The sequence below is a fragment of the Kordiimonas lipolytica genome (assembly GCF_042651265.1).
Taxonomy (GTDB): Bacteria; Pseudomonadota; Alphaproteobacteria; order Sphingomonadales; family Kordiimonadaceae; genus Kordiimonas; species Kordiimonas lipolytica.
The window spans coordinates 211,167-229,034 of record NZ_JBHSCR010000014.1; the positions used below are offsets into that span (position 1 = coordinate 211,167).

Below are 17,868 nucleotides of genomic sequence, written 5' to 3' on the forward strand. Positions count from 1 at the left end.
TTGGAGGTTTTTCATGGGTGCGCCCAAAGCACATGACTGGATTATGGACCTGGAGGCCTATGTGCCTGGCAAGGCGAAGGCTGAAGGCGTCAAGAATCCGGTGAAGATGTCGGCAAACGAATCCGCGCTGGGGCCAAGCCCCAAGGCTGTGGAGGTCATCAAGGCGTCAGCAGGCGGCGTGATGCGCTATCCAGACCCGGCTTCCCATGACCTGATCGAGGCCATCGCCAAGGTGCATGGCCTGAAGGCAGAGCGCATTTTGTGCGGCACTGGCTCTGACGAGCTTCTGACGCTTCTTATCCATTCCTATGCAGGTGTGGGCGACGAAGTGATCTTTTCAGAGCTCGGCTTTTCAGTATACCCCATTCAGGCGCAGGCCGCCGGCGCAACGCTGGTGCCGGTGCCGAATAAGGACTGGGCCGCAGACGTGGACGGCATGCTGGCCGCGGTCACCGACAAGACCAAGCTTGTGATTGTCGACAACCCCAATAACCCCACAGGCGCCTACCTGCCGTGGTCTGAGGTTGAGCGCCTGCATCAAGGCCTGCCGGACCATGTATTGCTGGTGCTGGACGCCGCCTATGCCGAGTGTGTCACAGCGGGCGACTATGAAGCCGGTGAAGAACTGGTGGACAAGTTCGATAATGTGGTGATGACGCGCACGTTCTCAAAACTGTACGCGTTGGCGGGCCTGCGGGTTGGTTGGATGTATGCGCCCGATGGGGTGATTGATGTGATCAACCGCTGGCGTATGCCTTTCAATGTGTCGAACCCAGGCCACGACGCCGCGCTCGCGGCCGTTAAGGACCAGGCATATCTGGATGAGGTCGTTTCCTTCACCGCCCAGTGGCGCGACTGGTTGACGGCGGAACTCACGGCCATTGGCCTCGATGTGGTGAAAAGCCAGACCAACTTCGTGCTGGTGGGCTTCCCGGATGAAAGCCCCTTCACGGCGGCTGAGTGCAACGACTACCTGATGAAGCATGGCTATATCGTGCGCAAATTTGGTGTGTTGCCCAATCACCTCAGGATTTCTGTCGGCACGGAAACCCAGAACCGGGGGATCATATCGCTCATCCGCGGCTTCATGAACGGCTCACCAGATGAGGCGCAGGCATGACGGATAAAGTTCACTTTGACCGTATCGCCATTATTGGTGCGGGGCTGATCGGATCATCCGTGGCCCGCGCCGTCATGCGCGCTGGGGCCGCCGGTACGCTTGTGGTATCTGACCGCGATGAGGCGGTCCTGAGTGAGGCCGAAAAACTGGGCTTCGCGCACGAGTTCACAGTGAACGCGCGCGAGGCCGCGCAGGATGCCGATCTGGTGGTCATTGCTGTTCCCGTTGGGGCAATGGCGTCCGTGGGCGTTACGATCGCACCTGTGCTCAAGGCTGGCGCCATTGTCACGGACGTGGGGTCGGTCAAGGAAGGCGTGTTCAAGGCACTTGAACCGCTGCTGCCTGGGAATGTGCATCTTATCCCCGGCCACCCTGTGGCGGGGACCGAGCAATCAGGCCCATCGGCGGGGTTCGCCAGCCTTTTTGACGGCCGCTGGTGCATCATCACGCCGCCTCAAGGCGTTGACGAAGGTGCGCTTGAGAAACTCACCAAGCTATGGGAAGCCATGGGCAGTAAGGTTGAGATCATGACCGCCCAGCACCATGACCTGGTGCTGGCGATCACCAGCCACGTACCGCACCTGATTGCCTACAATATTGTGGGTACGGCCAGCGACCTTGAAGAAGTGACACGCTCGGAAGTGATCAAATATTCTGCGGGCGGCTTTCGGGATTTCACCCGTATCGCCGCCAGTGATCCCACCATGTGGCGCGATGTGTTCCTGAATAACAAGGATGCGGTGCTTGAGATGCTGGGCCGCTTCAGTGAAGACCTTACGGCGCTTCAGCGGGCGATCAGGTGGGGTGACGGCGACGCGCTCTTTGACCTGTTTACCCGCACCCGTGACATCCGCCGCCGCATCATTGACGCCGGCCAGGACGAGGAAGCCGCCGATTTCGGTCGTCACCACGAGGAATAAAAAGATTAAGGCCGGGGAGACCCGGCCTTTTTTGTGTTGGTTACCAGACCTTCATCACTTCGGTAGGCAGGCGCTCGACCACCTCGTCGGGCACGAAGAAATCGGGCACCAGTGGTCCTTTGGCGTGCGGCGCGTACTTGGTGAAGTCGGTCATGCCCTCTGCGCGCAACACTTCTTCATCAATGAAGAAGTTGCCTGAACACTCTTTCGAATGGCGCGTCAGGATAGCAAAGGCCGCATCCGCCATGATCTCGGGCGTGCGGCTCTGCCTGGCCATCTCACCGTCGCCGATCACATTCCGGATCGCCGCCGTGTCGATCGCGGTGAAGGGCCACAGGCTGTTCACAGCAATGCCTGCCGCCTTGAACTCAGCGGCCATGCCTAATGTGCACAGGCTCATACCGTATTTGGCGATGGAATAGGCCACGTGGGGCGCGAACCAGCGCGGGTTCATATCCAGCGGTGGCGACAGCGTCAGGATGTGCGGGTTATCAGACTTCAAAAGGTGCGGGATGCACTTCTTGGACACAAGGAACGTGCCGCGCGTGTTGATGTTGTTCATCAGGTCATAGCGCTTCATGTCTGTCATCTGTGTGTTCGTGAGCGAAATGGCAGACGCGTTGTTGACGCAGATGTCGATGCCGCCGAAGGCCTCGACCGTTTTGGCGACCGCCTCATCCACCTGTTCTTCGAAGCGGATGTCACACAGAAGCGGCAGCGCCTTGCCGCCCGCTTTCTCGATCGCCTCAGCCGCCGTGTAGATGGTGCCTTCAAGCTTCGGGTGCGGCTCTGCCGTTTTGGCGCCGATGGCCACATTGGCGCCGTCCTTCGCTGCCCTAAGCGCGATCGCCAGCCCGATACCGCGGCTGCCGCCGCTCATGAAAATGGTTTTTCCCTTCAGGCTCATGAAATTCCTCCTTTTCCCCGCGAAACCGATTGGCCCGCATCCTTCCTTGCCCTGATAATAGCGCGTTTGGCGCTATGGGCAGCGGAAAAGGCAGAATTATTTTTGGGGCCTGATGGCTTAGATGGGGGCTTAGGGGGCTTAGTCCTCGAGAAGCGGCTTCAAAGGCATGACAGGCTCACCCTCCAGTGTCAGGCTGCCCATTTGCAGCATGACAGACAGGTCGTCTTCACCGGCGCGGGCGATGGCGCTCGCAGCATTCTCAAGCCCCATGTCTTTGAGGGTGGCGGCGATGGCATCGCGGCCCAAGACCCTGAAGGTGGCACTGCCCAGCGGGCGGAAGTCTTCATCGAGTGTCAGGCTGGCGTTGCCGCCAAGGCGCCCGCCGCCTGCATCCAGCTTGATGGCGTCCAGCTCCAGAAGGCCACCTGCGTCGCGCCAGGCGCCAAGGTCGCGGGCAGTCCAGCCTTTGACGATGGGCCCCATGATACCGCCGGACGTTTCAATCTGCGTGGCACCGGTGTCAACGGTCAGCTTGAAATCCAGAAAGCGGTCTTCATAGAGGCCGTTTTCAGGTTCATGATGCGCTGTGTCGGACCGCAGGAACAACTGCCATCCCTTGAGGCGTTTTGGCCCCTCCAGTCCTGGGGCTTTCATCAGGCTGAAGTCTGCCATATTGCCGGAATCAATTGCGATCACCGCCTTGCCGTCGTCGTGGATGCGGTAGCTGCCGCGCATGCTGCCGTCGGTGAAGGCAAGGGCTTCACCCGCGGCCTGAACGCGCACATTGGTGGCTTCGGCCACCCAGTGGCCGGGCGTCCAGAGGTGGCTCACCAGCGTCACGCTTTCGGCGCCAAAATCCAGCCCAGGCCCGCGGGTCTGAACCTGCAGCCCATCCACCGTGATCACGATGCGGTAGGGAAAGCCGGACAGCTTCACCTTGCCGTGCTCCACCTTCAATCCTTTGTCACGCCAGCCGCCGAGCATGGCTTCGGTGTCTTTTCGGGCCTGGAAGCTGCTGGTGTACCAAAGGCCAGAATAGATAATGGCGGCGACAATCAACAGCCCGGCAAAGGTGCGAATCTTGGTCATGGTCAAAGGGTCCCTGTCGCTGATTTGGCTTGCTTGCCCGCATCACCCGGCGCGGGTTTGAAGGCTTCTCCGATCAGCGTAAATACATATTTGTTATATTCATTTGCAAGATACAGCATCGGCCATTCGCCTTTGACCGGGTAGGCGAAAATGGTGGCGTTCGGCATGGCACGCCTGAACAGGATCAGGCTTCTGGGCATGTGATAATCTGCAGTGACAAGCACCAGTGTCTGGTAGCCGTGGGTTTGTGTCCACAGGTTGCTTTCGGTGGCGTTGCCCGCGGTGTTGGGCGCGGCCCGGTCGAGGTCCACACAGCAGGTGAAAAGCGCCTCTTCCGCGCCGGTCAACGCGCTCAGCTCATGGGGTTCTACCACCGGATTAACGCCTGAAATCAACATGCGGTCAGCTACCTTGGCTTCCAGCAGCTTAAGACCAGCTTCCAGCCGTCCGGCCCCGCCTGTCAGCACAATAATGCCGTCGCTTTTCGGGGTCATGCCGTCGGGTATCGCTTTTGGCAGTGTCAGGACGAAAAAGCCGAACCCGAGAAGCCAGGCGGCAACCAGATAGACAGGTGCCTTGATCAGGAGGCGCGCGACTGATTTTCTGTTTCTTGCCATGGTGTGCCGCTACATCATTTGCGCCAGCGCCCGCCGCACGGTAATGCGGGCTGTGACCATGGTGATGAGTGCAGAAAACAGTGGCAGCAAGGCAAGCCAACTAAGGTTGGCATTGTCGGGCAGGGTGGCTGTGATTAGCCCCTGGCCCATTTCACCCGCCAGATAGTTGATCAGATACAGTGTGCCCGCCGCCAGCAGCACACCCACAAGGCCGCCCTTAAGGCCGTGCGCCATATAACGCTCGTCAAAGGCCTTGGAAATCATGGCATCTTCGGCGCCCATCAGGTGCATGATCTCAATGCTTTCCCGGTGGGTGGCAAGGCCCGCGCGACAGCCAAAAATAACGATCGCCACGGTGGACAGCACAACCATGACCACGATGCCCGCCAGCACCAACTGCACGGCCGATGCAAGGTTTAGCACCTGGCTCATCCATTCCTGGTGGTCGTCAAGCTGCGCGCCCGGTGCGGCTGTGGCCAGCCGTTCCTTGAGGCCCCCGATATGAACCGCATCAGGTGATGAAAGTGACACATCGATCAGGGTAGGCAGCGGCAGGCCCGCATCAAACGGCACATCCCCAAGCCACGGGGACAGAAGCTCCAGCACATCTGCTTCCGCCAGCACATAGGCTGATGTGATGCCCGGCGTGGCCCTGAGAAGCGTGAGCGCGTCTTCGGTTTGCCTGGCGCGCTCAGCTTCATCCTCAACCACAATCTGAACAGTCAGGTTACTGCTCAGGCCCGCGCTCCATTGCTCGATGCCCTTGCCAAGGGCAAGGCCGCTTGCGAGCGCCAGCGTGCACAAAAACAGCATCACGCCGATCACCCACGGCAGCAGGCCTTCCCGCTGGTGCTGCTTAGGCAGAAATTGAAGTGTCCGGCCCCACATGCTCATGCTCCCGGATCGATTGGTGTGCCGCCCGGGACGTGCTCCAGATCGCCTTTGTCGAGTTTCAGGATCGGTGCACCGATAGATTTCACCAGTCCTTCATCGTGGGTTGCCACCACGGTGGTGGTGCCTTCCTTGTTGAGGGCGACAAAAAGATGCATCAGGCGGCGCGACATCTCGGGGTCCACGTTACCTGTGGGTTCGTCCGCCACCAGAAGGTCAGGCTTATTGATGATGGCGCGGGCAATCGCGACCCGCTGCTTTTCCCCGCCCGAAAGGGTCGCGGGGCGCGCATGCATGCGGTCCTCCAGCCCAACCCAGCACAGAAGTTCTTCCACATGGTCGGCGACCTGGGCCTTTTTGGCCCCTTGGATGCGAAGCGGCAGGGCGACATTTTCAAACGCGCTCATATGCTCGAACAGCCGGAAATCCTGGAACACCACGCCGATACGGCGGCGCATGCGAGGCAGCGCGTCACGCTCAAGCGTCATCAAATCACGGCCGAAAAAATTGATCAGCCCGCGAGATGGCCGATGCGCCAGATACAGCAGCTTCAAAAGTGTTGTCTTGCCGGCACCCGAAGGGCCAACCAGAAAATGAAAGGACCCGCGATCGAGTGAAAAGCTGACATCCCGAAGGACTTCAGCGCCCATTCCGTACCGCATGCCGACATTTTCGAAGGTTATCATCTGGTGCTCCCGCCAAGTTGCGCGCAGAATTGCATATAGGGGCTTTTGCGTCCAGTGGCATGGTGCACAGCTGGCTGATAATGTTGCCCCGTGTTAACCATGATGTCGGGATGTCAGCCAAGAGAAGCTCTTGGATCGCCCATGCCATGCAAGTGCTTGTGTTATGAGGCAGTTTTCCTATAGTGTTAACACTTATTTTATCGGGTGGGGCCTATCATTGCGGGTCTTTGGTGAGAAAGTTCGGGCGTTTAAATGATCCTTGTTTGTCCTGCATGTGATGCAAAGTTCAAGATTCCGGACGGGGCCATCCCGGCCTCCGGTCGCAAGGTTCGCTGTGCCAAATGCAAGCACAGCTGGCACGCTGTACCCCAGCAGATCGTCAAGGCACTGGCTGCCGCCGCTGCGCCGCCGCCACGACCTCAGTCTGCGCCAAGCGCTGCGTTTCCGCCTCCTGAAGAAATTGACGCCGGCGCCGCTGCGCGTGCTTCGGCCATTCGGCAATCTGTCCAGGGATTTGATGATGCTGCCTCGCCTGCGCCGCCACCGCTTGCGGATGAAGATCGCGATATGTTCGATGAGGACGGCGCACCTGAACCGAAAGTCGCGGCGCCGGGTGACGAATTTGACGAGGATCATGGCGCGACTGACCACGGTTCGTCGGAGTTTGACGGTGACGACTTCGGTGTTGGCGCTGTGGCCAAGGAACATATGGGTACTGAGTTTAGCCTGGATGACGATGACGACCATGAGGGCGGCGATGACGATAGTGAAGAAGATTATGATGCAGGTGATTTTGTCGCCCGTCGCCGCGCCGAGCAGCGCCGGGAGGCAGAACGCAAGGCCCAAGCCCGGAAGCGCCAGCTTCTGGTTGTCGGGTGGGCGCTTCTTGTCGTTATGTGGCTGACAATTCTGGGTGGACTGGTGTTCATGCAGGATACAGTGGTGAAAACCTTCCCGGGCATGGTTGGTTTCTATGAGATTTTTGAAGGTGCAAGCGACGTTGAACGATTCCGTCCGGAAGATGGTGAACCGCTGACGACGCCCCTGACCGAACGCGAGATCTACCTGACGGCAAAGCTCTATAATGACCGGACGCGGGTTGAGACCGTGGACGGTAACCCGGTTCTTATGGTGCGGGGGTTCGTTGAAAACCCAAGTGCCACGGAATTTGGACGAACGGCATCTGTACCGCAGGTACGCGTGGATGTGCTGGACCGCAGCGGCAATGTGCTTGAGACTGTGATCACCGACCCGGAGGGCTTTGCCATCCGGCGGGGCGCACGGATCGATTTCGAGACTAGCATCTATCCCGTGCCGCCGGGGGCTGCGAATGTGTCTGTAAAGGTGCTGGAAGGGACCCGGTCGCGCGTGGTGCGCAGTACTGGTTGACGCATGAAATGGGGGAGAGGGGGCGACAATGGATTACTTCTTCGATTGGAATAAAGCCGGCGATGCACATGTCGGCATAGAGCCCATCTTCACTGCAGATGAAATCGTCAACAAGGTGGATGAATTAGCTGGCAGGCTGACCCGCTGGTTTGATACTGAACCCGTGGCCCAGGTAGCGATGAACGGGGCCATGATGTTCGGCGCGGACCTGAGCCGCGCCATGTCTATGCGCGGCTGTGTGATGGAGATGGATTTCATCCATGTGATCAAGAATAGGCAAAAATCGACCCTGGAACTGAAGGCCACCACAGAATTGCCGGTAAAAGGCCGTGATGTTCTTATAATTGATGATATATTCGAACAAGGCAGGACTTTGAGCGCCATGCGAGAATATTTTCTATCCCTGGGTGCAGAAACAGTGACCAGCGTTGTGCTTCTTGATAAAAGTGGTAATAATCCAACTAGTATTAGGCCGGATTTCATAGGTTTTGAGTGCCCCGATGTTTTTGTCATCGGATATGGAATGGACATTGCATACCGATACCGGGAATTGCCCTTTATAGGCAAAATGGGCCGGGCATAGATCGGCGAAGATGCATTAATTAGGTGTCTTCCGTTTTTTAGGAAGGGTGTCCCCTTGGCACGGGTATTGGTAGTTGAAGATGATGAAGCGGTTCGCGACTTTGTATGTCGCGTCCTTTCGATGCATGGCCACAGTCTTCTGACCGCTCATGACGGCGCTGAAGCTGTGGAGCAGATGAATGCCCACCATTTTGACCTACTGATTTCAGATATCGCGATGCCTGTGATGGACGGTATTTCGCTTGCGCTCAAGGTGCGGGCATCAAGGCCCCATGTGCCGATCATTCTGATGACCGGCTACGCCAACGAGCGCCAGCGTGCTCATAATCTGTCGCTGTTGATCGAAGGGCTTCTTTCCAAGCCTTTCACCATGGAGCAACTGCTTGCGGAAGTTGGCAATGCCCTGAAGGCTGCACGGGCCCGCCAGGCGGAGATGGAGGCGGCAGGCGCCCCCATTGCGGCTCAGTCGTCCGAGAGCCAGGACGGCACGTCGTCAAGCGACAGCAAGTCTTCAAGCGACTGACGTTTCCTGACCACCGAATATCTGTCACCGTCCACCAGCACTTCTGGTACAAGGGGGCGGCTGTTGTAGGTTGACGCCATCACCGCGCCGTACGCGCCGGCGGATTTGATCGCCACCAGGTCCCCTGCTTTCAGGGGGGCAGTGATCCGCTGCTTTGTGAATACGTCACTGCTTTCGCAGATCGGCCCAACGAAATCGGCCCTCAGGGTGTCTCCTGATTTTGGTTCCTCTACCGGCACGATGGCGTGATAGGCGTCATACATGGCGGGGCGGGAAAGGTCATTCATAGCCGCATCAAGGATATAGAAAGTGCGGTTTTCGCCCTGTTTTTCATACAGCATTTCCGTGAGCAAAAGCCCCGCGTTCCCGGCGATCAGGCGGCCGGGTTCCAGGATGATGCTGCAATCCATATCCCCCAGTACATCCTTGATCATAGCGCCATAGTCCGCGGGCGCGGGTGGTGCCTCGGCGTCTGGGTCGTAGGGGATGCCCAGGCCGCCACCCAGGTCGATATGGCGGATGTCATGGCCTTTGGCGCGCAACTCGCGCACCAGGCCGACAACGCGCTCGAACGCCAGGCGGAAGGGTTCGAGATCCGTGAGTTGGGAGCCAATGTGCAGGTCTACGCCCACAGCCTTCAGGTTCGAAAGTTCGCCAATCCGGGCATAGACGTCGTCCACTTTCTGCCAGGCGATGCCAAACTTGTTTTCCGATTTACCGGTGGAGATTTTGGCGTGGGTCTTGGCGTCCACATCCGGGTTTACGCGGATGGAAATCGGGGCAACCTTGCCCATGCTGGCCGCAACCTCATTCAGCACCTCAAGCTCCGCTTCGCTTTCGGCGTTGAACTGCATGATGCCTGCCTCAAGCGCTGCTGCCATTTCTGCGCGGGTTTTGCCGACGCCGGCGAAAGCAATCTTCGAGGCCGGAATGCCAGCCTTGAGCGCACGCTGAAGCTCACCCAGGCTGACCACGTCCGCGCCCGCACCGGCCTTTGCCAATATGCGCAGCACAGCGATATTGCTGTTTGCCTTCACGGCAAAGCACACCAGCGCATCGAGGCCCTCGAAGGCGTCGGAGAAAACGCGGTAGTGCCGCTCAAGTGTCGCGCGCGAGTAAACATAAACAGGGGTTCCAACCTCTGCAGCAATCCTGCTCAGGGGCACATCTTCAGCCATCAGTTGGCCATTTTGGTAATGGAAATGATCCATGGATAAACCTGTCTGGGGAAGGGTCAGTTTGACGTGGATGAATAACCGGCAGGCGGCTTCACGTCGCCCTTCTTGCCGCAAGCGCCAAGGCTGCTGGCTACCAGCAGGATCATGCTAATGGTCAAAATCTTGCGCATCCGGGGCTCCTTATTTCAACGCTTTGCGGGCGGCCGTGACCGCTTTTTTGACATTCTCTGGCGCCGTGCCACCAAACGATGTGCGGCTGGACACGCTTGCCTCAACGCTCAACACGTCGAACACGTCGGACGTGATCCTGGGCTCAATCGTCTGCATCGCTTCGAGCGGCAGGTCCTTGAGGTCCACACCCAGCTGTTCGGCGGCTTTCACGACTGAGCCGGTGACATGGTGGGCGTCACGAAACGGCAGGTTCAAGACACGCACCAGCCAGTCGGCCAGGTCTGTAGCGGTCGAGAAGCTCTGGCCCGCGGCCTCCGCCATTACGTCTGCGTTTGGCTTGAGGTCCTCGATCATCCCGGTCATGGCGGCGAGGCACAGCTCAAAGTCATCGACAGCCTGGAATACGGGCTCCTTGTCTTCCTGCATATCTTTGGAATAGGCAAGCGGCAGGCCCTTCATAACCATCATCAGGCCGTTCATTGACCCGCTGATGCGGCCTACCTTGGCGCGGATCAACTCGGCCGCGTCAGGATTGCGTTTTTGCGGCATGATCGACGACCCGGTCGAATAGGCGTCAGAGAGCGTCAGGAAGCGGAAGGCAGCCGATGCCCACAGCACAATCTCGTCGGCGAGGCGCGACAGGTGCACAGCGGAGATCGACAGCACGCTGAGGAACTCAAGCGCGAAATCGCGCGCCGACACGGCATCGAGTGAGTTGGCCATCGGCCGGTCGAAGCCAAGCGCTTCGGCCGTCATGTGCCGGTCAATCGGGAAACTGGTGCCCGCAAGTGCGGCAGCCCCCAGCGGGCTTTCGTTCACGCGGGCGCGGCAATCAGATAGGCGCGCGCGGTCCCGGCTCAGCATTTCATGGTAGGCCATCAGATGGTGGCCAAGGGTAACGGGCTGTGCCGTCTGCAGGTGCGTGAAGCCGGGCATCACGGTGCCCGCGTGTTTTTCGGCCTGATCAATCAAGGCACCGAGAAGCCCGGCAAACTGGGCGTCGAGCGCATCAATGGCGCCGCGTGTCCACAGGCGGAAGTCAGTCGCCACCTGGTCGTTCCGGGACCGGCCGGTATGCAGCCGCGCGCCAGCATCGCCGATAAGCTCGCGCAGGCGTGCTTCCACATGCATGTGAATGTCTTCAAGGGCAGGATCGAACACCATCTTTCCTGCTTCAATCTCCGCCGCTACCTGATCAAGGCCCTTGTGGATCGCGTCGCAGTCTGGCTGGCTGATCACACCGACAGAGGCCAGCATGCTGGCGTGCGCCTTCGAGCCCGCAATGTCTTCGCGGTACAGGCGTTTGTCGAATCCGATCGATGCATTGATTTCTTGCATGATGGCGGATGGGCCGGAAGCGAAGCGGCCGCCCCACATGCTCTGGCCGCCTGCCTGCTGTTCAACTGCGTCGTTCTTGTCGGATTTGTGATCCACGGTAGTCTTGCCTTTCGTATCAGCCTGACTATTGTCTTGGCCAATTAATAACGGTCCTGTCGGGAGACTAAAATGTCCAAAAAGGCGCTTGTGCCAGCAGTCATCCTTGTCGTCCTTCTGGGCGCTGCAGCTTATCGGCTGTTTTCGCCTACGACAACGCCCTTCCCCACGGGTGCGCCGATAAATTCTTATCTGAAAGGCGAAATGGCAAAGCTTTCCTTGCCCGATACGCCAAAGGGCCTGACGGACCATATCATCATGCGCGAAGATGGCTCGCCCATCAAGCTTTCGGCCATGAAGGGCAAGGCGATGCTGATCAACCTGTGGGCCAGCTGGTGCGCGCCCTGCCGGGCGGAGATGCATGAGCTTGCGAACCTGCAGAAAGAACTGGGCGACGACACGTTCGAAGTTGTAGCCATCACGGTGGACCGTGGCGGCATCCTGCAGGCCAAAGACACGCTGGCCGAATGGGGCGTTGAAGGCCTGAACCTCTATGCTGAACCCACAATGGCGATCGCCCTTGAACTGGCGGACGGCAAACTGCCGACCAGCTATATCGTTGGTGCGGACGGTGAGGTGAAGGCCTATTTCCTTGGGCCCCTGAAGTGGGACGTGCCGGAGGCCATCACGCTCTTTACCGCGCTCAAGGAAGGTGCGCTTTAAGTTTTCATCCCCTCCGGTACCTATTCCCTCTGGGATTGTATTGTGGCATTATAGTTCGTGTAATGAGGTACTAAACATGCACGGCAACCAAGGTGGGGACTATATGATGAAACAGAGCAAGATGTGGATTGTCGCGGGTCTTTTGGCTGCGTCAGTATCCTTTGGGGCAGGCGCAAAGGAGCGGCCGATTGATCAGTATCTAAAGGGTGAGCTTGACGGTATGCATGCCTTTGAAACCAGCCTTAATCTGTCAGACTATCAGGTGGTGACAGGGTTTGACGGTACCGACAAGCAGGTTTCCAAGCTGGCATCCAAGAAGGGCAAGGCCCTGTTGATTACCTTCTGGGACCGGTCTTGTTTGATTTGCCGCAGCTATCTGAAAGACCTTGATGCCCTGCAGAGCCAGATGGGCGATGACAAATTCGAGGTTGTGGCCATTGATATAGGCAAAAATAATTTCACCTATACCGAAAATTCGCTGAAGCGCTGGGGAATTTCATCGCTGGGCGTCTACGGCAGCTACTTCAACAGCATCTACAATGAACTACGTGCCAATCCAATGTTCCGCCTCTATGGCAATGAGCCCACGAGCCTGCTTCTGGATGGGAACGGGGAAGTCAGGGCCTATACCAGCGTGACGCGCGACTGGTTGTCTGACGACGGCAAGGCCCTGATCAATGCACTTAAGGAAGACGCGATCGACTAGCCCAGGCTGGTCGCGTCCGCCGGGATTTCATCCTGTGCGACAACCTGTGTCTCCGTACTCGCGTCGGCCTTCCATTCCTTGATATAGGGGTGTTCAAGCACCGCCTGCATGTAGGCGCGGGAGGTTTCGCCAAGCTGAATGCCATAGCTTTCGAACCGCGACACAACAGGCGCATACATCATGTCTGCCGCGCCAAACTCGCCATAAAGGAAATCCCCGCCCGCGCCGAAGCGGGTGCGGGCTTCTGTCCACAAGGCGTCGATACGGTCGACATTTTTCTGCACGGCATCTGAAAGCGTCAAGCCGGTGCGGCGGTCGCGCATGTTCATAGGCGCGGCACCCCTGAGGGCCATAAAGCCGCTGTGCATTTCCGCTGCGATGGACCGCGCGTTTGCGTAAGCCGCCTTGTCTTCAGGCCACCAAAATTTTTCAGGCGCAATGCGGGCGCAATAGTCGATGATGGCCAGCGAGTCCCACACGCGCACATCGCCGTCGCAAAGGGCGGGCACGCAGCAGGTAGGGGAATAGGCCTTGATACGCTGGTAAAATTCCGGCGTGTCCAGAGGCAGCTTGATTTCCTCGAACGCGAGGCCGGTGTGACGCACCGCCAGCCAGCCGCGCAAGGACCAGCTGGAATATGTCTTGGTGCCGATGATGATCTTAAGGTCTGACATATGTCGTGACTCCCTGATTTTTCTTGGGGTGAACAGGATAGTCCGTTGGCTTTTATCACAGGTCTGCACGGGCGTCGCCCGATTGTTTCTAAGGCTCTGCCTCCAAAAAATTAAGGCAGGTGTGAGACGCGGAGGTCACTGAAAGCGGTCAGGCTGATGCCTTCTTTTTCGCATACCTCACGCACAGTGTTTTGGCCCGCCATGCGCTTCAAATATGCCCCAAGGTGTGGGAAGCTTTGGGGCGGCGTAGGCATATCACTTGCCCAGATGCACAGCATCAGAAGGAAATAGTCACAGACGGTGACCGTATCCCCCACCAGATAGGTGCGGTCTTCCAGCGCCTGATCCAGAATTTTCAGGTCCGCAGCCACGCGCTCGCTGTGGGCGGCTTCAACGGCTTTTGCGCCGCCCGCGTCCTTTGTGTGCTTGGCGGGGTAACAATAAACCATATAGTCCGCTTGCAGCGTGTTCGTCAGATACATCAGCCACTGCAGGAATTTGGCCCGCTCCAGGCTGCCCGGCAGTGGAGCCAGACCGGCTTCAGTATGCTGTTCCGCCAGATACAGGCAAATCGCCGGGCTTTCGAATAAGGCCAGGTCGCCGTCCATCAGGGTGGGGATCCGCCCCGCCGGGTTCATCTTCAGGTATTCGGCCGATTTCTGCGCATCCGATTTTCGGTCCACCAGCACAAGTTCATAGGGCACGCTCAGATGCTTCAGCATGAAATGCGGTGCGAGGCTGGCGTTGCAGGGGTAATAATATAACCGGTACATGCAGAAAGCTCCCCTTGGCGTTACCCGCCCCAATGCAGGTCAAAGGCATCAATTTTTACCCGTCTGCCATTCTTGGCGAAAGCCTCCTGGGCCTTGGGAAGAGCCAGGGCCTTGCGCAGCCTGTTCATCATGATGCGCTCGAACGGTGGTGTGTGTGGCGCTTCCTTGGCTTGCAGGAATTTGGTTAGCGCCATATCCCGGTAGGCATTGTCTGCCAGATGCTCGATCATGAGGTCGGCGGTTTCCGAAGGCCTGTCGGCGCACAGCAGTGTTGAGGCATAGGCGTGGATATTCTTGCGCGGGTTTTCAGCCATGGCATCAAGGATGGCGTCGCCATTATCGGCCTGGCCCAGCATATAGTGCGAACAGGCCTGCACGCTGCGGATGAACATGCGACCAAAGTCGCTGGCATAGTCTTCAGCCACTTCGGCGTTCAGTTCTTGCGCATAGGCCAGAGCCTCTTCATAGCGGCCCACCTGCTGCAGCAGAACGGCCAGGTTGATGCGCATGTTGATGGTATCAGGGAAATCCTCGATCGGCAGAGCTGTGAGCTTCTTCATGATGTCAATCGACTGGTCATACTGCCCCAGGTCACTGAGCGCGCGGGCATAGCTGTCTACTACCCAGAAGGCATCCGTGCCGATGGCCTCTACCGTGCCCCAATCATCGACGAATGGTTTGGCGGCTGCGGCAGCTTGTTCCATTTTGCCGCCGTCGCGCAAAGCCTCCACATAGGCGGCTAATCGCTCTGCATCTTCTTCGTCTTCCTCATAGGCTTTCTTGCGATTTTCGATCTCGCGGTCCAGCGCAAGCCGCAGGTCGGCGCCCGCGCGTTTCTCCACGTCTGGCCATATCGCCTCATAGCGGCGGTCGATCATCAGGGACAGCAGGGATGACGGGTCGCTGATTTTTTCGAGGAACCGTGGGATGTTTGTCAGCCTGTCGCTCTTCACCAGCGCCTGAACCGCATTGGCATAAATCCAGTCAGCGCCCCATGAGTTGGTGCCTTCATAGCCGGCGCCCGCCAGCAGGATGGATAGATTGTCGAACAACTCGCTTTTCCCTGCTTCCGTCAGTTTGAAGTTCAGGTCGTTGATCCACTGGCTGTTCAGGTTTTTCGCAGACGCCGGATGCTTGGCCGCCAGCGTAACCAGAATGCCAACTTCCTTTTCAAGGTCTTCGGCCCCGCGATAAAGCTCAGCCATCCGGAAATAAAGATTGGCGTCGTCGGTATAAAGTTCCGCCGCTTCCTCAAACGCTTTGAGGGCGAAACTATCGCGGTCCAGCTTGTTCAGCGCCATACCACGCTTGAGCTGGATCAGGCCACGCAGGCGATTTGCTTCAGGCACTTGCTTGAGCATGGCGTTCAGTGTCCTGAGTGCCAGAATATGCTTGTTATCATCCATGGCCTTCAGGGCTTTGGTCATGTCTTCCTCAAGGGGGCTAAAGAGCTCTTCGTCGATGTTGAAGCGCCCTGCCATGGAAAGCGGCACCTTTTTGATGCTGAAAGTCAGGTTTGTGTTACTGGCAATGTCGTTCCCGAATTTGATAGCCTCTGCCGCGTCATCTGGCGTGACCGAAAGCGTGGTGTTGGTTACTTCGAAGTCGATCACGAGCGTTTCGCGGTCTTCAGTGAAAGTGCGCTTGAAGGCAGCGCCTTCCAAAGCGCGGCGGACAATTTCGCTGCCGCGCGGCCGGCGGCCTTCGACCTCCATCTTGATCTGATGATGCCGGTTGATACGGTAAGGCATTTTAAGCGGTGTACGCCGCTTGGTTTGATTGGGGGTGTTGAAAAGATCGCGAACACCCCAGGCATTGATCGACATGGAATTCACAGCGCCTGAGCTTTTCGCCGCGGCGCGGGGCAGCCGGTATGCCGCATTGATGGTGATGCGGTTGGCGTCCAGGTCATCTTCGATTGTCAGGTCGCGGGTCTCGACAAGGCCATCATACATGCCCAGATAATAGTCCAGGTAGGATGAGGAAAAATCGTCATAGGACTGGCCGGCAATCGTGCCGCGCTGGATGTCCGCCTCGTCTTCTTCATAGACTGTGGTGACCTCAAGAGTGAAGAAGTCCTCGCCTTTTTTAGGGAAGCTATAGGCTTCCGTGACACGCATAGTTGGATCGGTCGTGGGCTGTACTTCAATGGGCTCCAGGCCCGCGTCTTCGGCGCCGATTGGCAGGCCGTAAGCATAGCTTGGCTGGATCAGTATGTCACCTCGACCGCCCTGGTGCGACCAGGTTGGGTCAAGCCAATAGGCGCGATCACCAATCTCTGCTTTGACGATGGCGTGATCGAAGGCGATCGGGGCGGGCAGGGTGTCGGGCAGGCTGGGGCCTTGCTCGCTGTCCACCAGCGCGGGCCAGGCCTCAATGCCCAGTTCACGCAATACGGCGGTCAGGAGGAGCGCTTTGTCTTTACAGTCGCCATAGCCGCGGCGGATCACCTGCTGGGGCGTCCGCGGAATGTGGGATCCATTGCCAATTTCGATGCCGACATAGCGGATTTTGTCCTGCACAAGTCGCAGGGCTTCGGTCAGCCTGTCTTCGGGCGCCTGCCACTTGTCTGCAATCGCCTGTACCTTGAGCGCAAAGCTTTCAGGCAGGGTCATGTCCACATCATATTTTGGGGCAGCCCAGCGCTGAACATCCTGCCAGCTTTCCATGCTTGAGATGCTGACAAGCGGCCAGCTGACGTGCCACGCAGGGGTGGATTCTTCGCCCGGGATAGGGGTGGGGTCTATGACCGACCATTCATAGATTTTCACGTCGCCTGACTTGCTGATCACAGGGTCCGGCGCATCTTGATAGGTTTTAATAAAGAGTGGTTTGTCTTCAGGCCAGATCAGCCGATAGTGGCGCTCACCGATGGGGACAGACCAGCCCATGTCGAAATAGTCGAAGAACTCACCCGGCCAAAGGCTTGAATGCACAACGCTGGATACGGCATAGTCGATGGTGTCACCCACCTGAATGTCTTCAAGTTCCGCCAGCGCCGTCAGGTCGCCATCAATGATGCCAGCGCTTTCAAGACTTTCCTCTTGCCGAAGCAGTGTGATCTGAACGTCTTGAAGGCGGTCCTGGATTTCGCCGTTCCGGACGACACGGATGTGGTTGAAGGTCAGGTCGGTGTCGTGCGGGTCGAAGGCATATGTCAGGCGCGAAGCCTCTTCGAGGCCTGAGCGGTCAGTCACCGTATAGGAATAACGGGTGTAATATTCATAGCCGTCGGGCCGCCAGGCAACCTGTGTGTCGGCGAGCATATAGAAGATGCCGTCGCCCACGGCTGCGGCCCGGTGTTCCGGCACGCCGGTGCCAGCCTTTCGGTCAACGACCCAATCCGGCGCATCGGCCTTACCGACCGTGACATCTGCTTTGGTCTCGATTGATGCCTGAAGTGGCAGCGTGGCAGCTGGCAACAAAATCAGGAAAAACACAGCAACAATTGGTGCCCATACGCGATAGAACATGACAACCCCCGAAAGATTTTACGTCTGTGCGCGCAAGGCGGCACAAAGTACATCAGAAATTGATAGCGCCCC

Annotated in this window: 18 protein-coding genes; 7 read left to right on the forward strand and 11 right to left on the reverse strand. The window is 58.1% G+C overall.

Annotation, left to right across the window (positions count from 1 at the left end):
- Positions 1-13: 13 nt before the first annotated feature.
- Both hisC and ACFO5Q_RS13560 read left to right on the forward strand, forming a co-directional pair.
- Positions 14-1,120, forward strand: coding sequence for a histidinol-phosphate transaminase (hisC, locus tag ACFO5Q_RS13555; RefSeq protein ID WP_068143501.1), 1,107 nt, complete (start codon positions 14-16; stop codon positions 1,118-1,120).
- On the forward strand, positions 1,117-2,040 hold the full coding sequence (locus tag ACFO5Q_RS13560; RefSeq protein ID WP_068143503.1) for a prephenate/arogenate dehydrogenase family protein: 924 nt from the start codon (positions 1,117-1,119) through the stop codon (positions 2,038-2,040). The genes hisC and ACFO5Q_RS13560 overlap by 4 nt, the downstream gene beginning before the upstream one ends.
- Before the next feature lie 40 nt (positions 2,041-2,080).
- On the opposite strand, the gene ACFO5Q_RS13565 is transcribed toward ACFO5Q_RS13560, so the two are convergent.
- The 5 genes from ACFO5Q_RS13565 to ftsE form a co-directional block, all read right to left on the reverse strand.
- Positions 2,081-2,947 (reverse strand): SDR family oxidoreductase, encoded by an 867-nt coding sequence (locus tag ACFO5Q_RS13565; RefSeq protein ID WP_068143506.1) that lies wholly within the window; start codon positions 2,945-2,947, stop codon positions 2,081-2,083.
- A 138-nt stretch (positions 2,948-3,085) separates the two neighbouring features.
- Positions 3,086-4,036 carry a DUF2125 domain-containing protein gene (locus ACFO5Q_RS13570; RefSeq protein WP_068143507.1) on the reverse strand — a complete coding sequence of 317 codons (951 nt, stop codon included), beginning with the start codon at positions 4,034-4,036 and terminating at the stop codon, positions 3,086-3,088.
- A gap of 2 nt (positions 4,037-4,038) precedes the next feature.
- On the reverse strand, positions 4,039-4,653 hold the full coding sequence (locus ACFO5Q_RS13575) for a YdcF family protein (RefSeq protein WP_068143509.1): 615 nt from the start codon (positions 4,651-4,653) through the stop codon (positions 4,039-4,041).
- A 9-nt stretch (positions 4,654-4,662) separates the two neighbouring features.
- Positions 4,663-5,541: a cell division protein FtsX gene (locus ACFO5Q_RS13580; protein ID WP_068143510.1), complete on the reverse strand. Its 879-nt coding sequence runs from the start codon at positions 5,539-5,541 to the stop codon at positions 4,663-4,665.
- A 2-nt stretch (positions 5,542-5,543) separates the two neighbouring features.
- Complete coding sequence (ftsE, locus tag ACFO5Q_RS13585) at positions 5,544-6,230, reverse strand: cell division ATP-binding protein FtsE (RefSeq protein ID WP_068143513.1); 687 nt, start codon at positions 6,228-6,230, stop codon at positions 5,544-5,546.
- 252 nt (positions 6,231-6,482) lie between these two features.
- Here ftsE and ACFO5Q_RS13590 point away from each other — a divergent pair, with 252 nt between their 5' ends.
- The 3 genes from ACFO5Q_RS13590 to ACFO5Q_RS13600 are packed head-to-tail and all read left to right on the forward strand — an operon-like array spanning position 6,483 to position 8,724.
- Positions 6,483-7,619, forward strand: coding sequence for a zinc-ribbon domain-containing protein (locus tag ACFO5Q_RS13590; RefSeq protein ID WP_068143515.1), 1,137 nt, complete (start codon positions 6,483-6,485; stop codon positions 7,617-7,619).
- A 28-nt stretch (positions 7,620-7,647) separates the two neighbouring features.
- Entirely contained in the window at positions 7,648-8,202 is a 555-nt protein-coding gene (locus ACFO5Q_RS13595) for a phosphoribosyltransferase (RefSeq protein WP_068143516.1), read from the forward strand.
- A gap of 54 nt (positions 8,203-8,256) precedes the next feature.
- Positions 8,257-8,724: a response regulator gene (locus ACFO5Q_RS13600; RefSeq protein ID WP_068143518.1), complete on the forward strand. Its 468-nt coding sequence runs from the start codon at positions 8,257-8,259 to the stop codon at positions 8,722-8,724.
- Here the strand turns inward: ACFO5Q_RS13600 and lysA are convergent.
- Genes lysA through argH form a run of 3 tightly spaced genes read right to left on the reverse strand, consistent with a single transcriptional unit; the run spans position 8,664 to position 11,507 of the window.
- Entirely contained in the window at positions 8,664-9,935 is a 1,272-nt protein-coding gene (gene lysA / locus ACFO5Q_RS13605; RefSeq protein ID WP_068143520.1) for a diaminopimelate decarboxylase, read from the reverse strand. The two genes, ACFO5Q_RS13600 and lysA, sit on opposite strands and share 61 nt — an antisense overlap.
- A gap of 23 nt (positions 9,936-9,958) precedes the next feature.
- Complete coding sequence (gene lptM / locus ACFO5Q_RS18865; protein WP_407928202.1) at positions 9,959-10,072, reverse strand: LPS translocon maturation chaperone LptM; 114 nt, start codon at positions 10,070-10,072, stop codon at positions 9,959-9,961.
- Between the two features lie 10 nt (positions 10,073-10,082).
- Positions 10,083-11,507, reverse strand: coding sequence for an argininosuccinate lyase (argH, locus tag ACFO5Q_RS13610; RefSeq protein WP_231727054.1), 1,425 nt, complete (start codon positions 11,505-11,507; stop codon positions 10,083-10,085).
- Positions 11,508-11,579: 72 nt separating this feature from the next.
- On the opposite strand from argH, the gene ACFO5Q_RS13615 reads away from it, so the two are divergent.
- Together ACFO5Q_RS13615 and ACFO5Q_RS13620 are read left to right on the forward strand one after the other, a co-directional pair.
- Positions 11,580-12,170, forward strand: a complete 591-nt coding sequence (locus tag ACFO5Q_RS13615; protein WP_068143522.1) for a TlpA disulfide reductase family protein — start codon at positions 11,580-11,582, stop codon at positions 12,168-12,170.
- A 103-nt stretch (positions 12,171-12,273) separates the two neighbouring features.
- Positions 12,274-12,876 (forward strand): TlpA disulfide reductase family protein, encoded by a 603-nt coding sequence (locus tag ACFO5Q_RS13620; protein WP_068143524.1) that lies wholly within the window; start codon positions 12,274-12,276, stop codon positions 12,874-12,876.
- Here ACFO5Q_RS13620 and ACFO5Q_RS13625 read toward each other — a convergent pair.
- The 3 genes from ACFO5Q_RS13625 to ACFO5Q_RS13635 form a co-directional block, all read right to left on the reverse strand.
- The gene (locus tag ACFO5Q_RS13625) at positions 12,873-13,550 is read right to left on the reverse strand and encodes a glutathione S-transferase family protein (protein ID WP_068143525.1); all 678 of its coding nucleotides are present in this window, start codon (positions 13,548-13,550) and stop codon (positions 12,873-12,875) included. The two genes, ACFO5Q_RS13620 and ACFO5Q_RS13625, sit on opposite strands and share 4 nt — an antisense overlap.
- A 110-nt stretch (positions 13,551-13,660) precedes the next feature.
- Positions 13,661-14,323 carry a glutathione S-transferase family protein gene (locus tag ACFO5Q_RS13630; protein WP_068143527.1) on the reverse strand — a complete coding sequence of 221 codons (663 nt, stop codon included), beginning with the start codon at positions 14,321-14,323 and terminating at the stop codon, positions 13,661-13,663.
- 20 nt (positions 14,324-14,343) lie between these two features.
- Entirely contained in the window at positions 14,344-17,796 is a 3,453-nt protein-coding gene (locus ACFO5Q_RS13635) for a DUF3857 domain-containing protein (protein ID WP_068143529.1), read from the reverse strand.
- Positions 17,797-17,868: the final 72 nt, after the last annotated feature.

What these genes read in the sequence shown, in the direction of transcription:
- ACFO5Q_RS13560 (WP_068143503.1), top strand. Translation starts at nt 1,117, where the DNA reads ATGACGGATAAAGTTCACTTTGACCGTATCGCCATTATTGGTGCGGGG.
- ftsE (WP_068143513.1), bottom strand. Translation starts at nt 6,230, where the DNA reads ATGATAACCTTCGAAAATGTCGGCATGCGGTACGGAATGGGCGCTGAA.
- ACFO5Q_RS13565 (WP_068143506.1), bottom strand. Translation starts at nt 2,947, where the DNA reads ATGAGCCTGAAGGGAAAAACCATTTTCATGAGCGGCGGCAGCCGCGGT.
- hisC (WP_068143501.1), top strand. Translation starts at nt 14, where the DNA reads ATGGGTGCGCCCAAAGCACATGACTGGATTATGGACCTGGAGGCCTAT.
- lptM (WP_407928202.1), bottom strand. Translation starts at nt 10,072, where the DNA reads ATGCGCAAGATTTTGACCATTAGCATGATCCTGCTGGTAGCCAGCAGC.
- ACFO5Q_RS13590 (WP_068143515.1), top strand. Translation starts at nt 6,483, where the DNA reads ATGATCCTTGTTTGTCCTGCATGTGATGCAAAGTTCAAGATTCCGGAC.
- ACFO5Q_RS13630 (WP_068143527.1), bottom strand. Translation starts at nt 14,323, where the DNA reads ATGTACCGGTTATATTATTACCCCTGCAACGCCAGCCTCGCACCGCAT.
- ACFO5Q_RS13570 (WP_068143507.1), bottom strand. Translation starts at nt 4,036, where the DNA reads ATGACCAAGATTCGCACCTTTGCCGGGCTGTTGATTGTCGCCGCCATT.
- ACFO5Q_RS13615 (WP_068143522.1), top strand. Translation starts at nt 11,580, where the DNA reads ATGTCCAAAAAGGCGCTTGTGCCAGCAGTCATCCTTGTCGTCCTTCTG.
- ACFO5Q_RS13580 (WP_068143510.1), bottom strand. Translation starts at nt 5,541, where the DNA reads ATGTGGGGCCGGACACTTCAATTTCTGCCTAAGCAGCACCAGCGGGAA.
- ACFO5Q_RS13625 (WP_068143525.1), bottom strand. Translation starts at nt 13,550, where the DNA reads ATGTCAGACCTTAAGATCATCATCGGCACCAAGACATATTCCAGCTGG.
- lysA (WP_068143520.1), bottom strand. Translation starts at nt 9,935, where the DNA reads ATGGATCATTTCCATTACCAAAATGGCCAACTGATGGCTGAAGATGTG.
- ACFO5Q_RS13595 (WP_068143516.1), top strand. Translation starts at nt 7,648, where the DNA reads ATGGATTACTTCTTCGATTGGAATAAAGCCGGCGATGCACATGTCGGC.
- ACFO5Q_RS13620 (WP_068143524.1), top strand. Translation starts at nt 12,274, where the DNA reads ATGATGAAACAGAGCAAGATGTGGATTGTCGCGGGTCTTTTGGCTGCG.
- ACFO5Q_RS13635 (WP_068143529.1), bottom strand. Translation starts at nt 17,796, where the DNA reads ATGTTCTATCGCGTATGGGCACCAATTGTTGCTGTGTTTTTCCTGATT.
- ACFO5Q_RS13575 (WP_068143509.1), bottom strand. Translation starts at nt 4,653, where the DNA reads ATGGCAAGAAACAGAAAATCAGTCGCGCGCCTCCTGATCAAGGCACCT.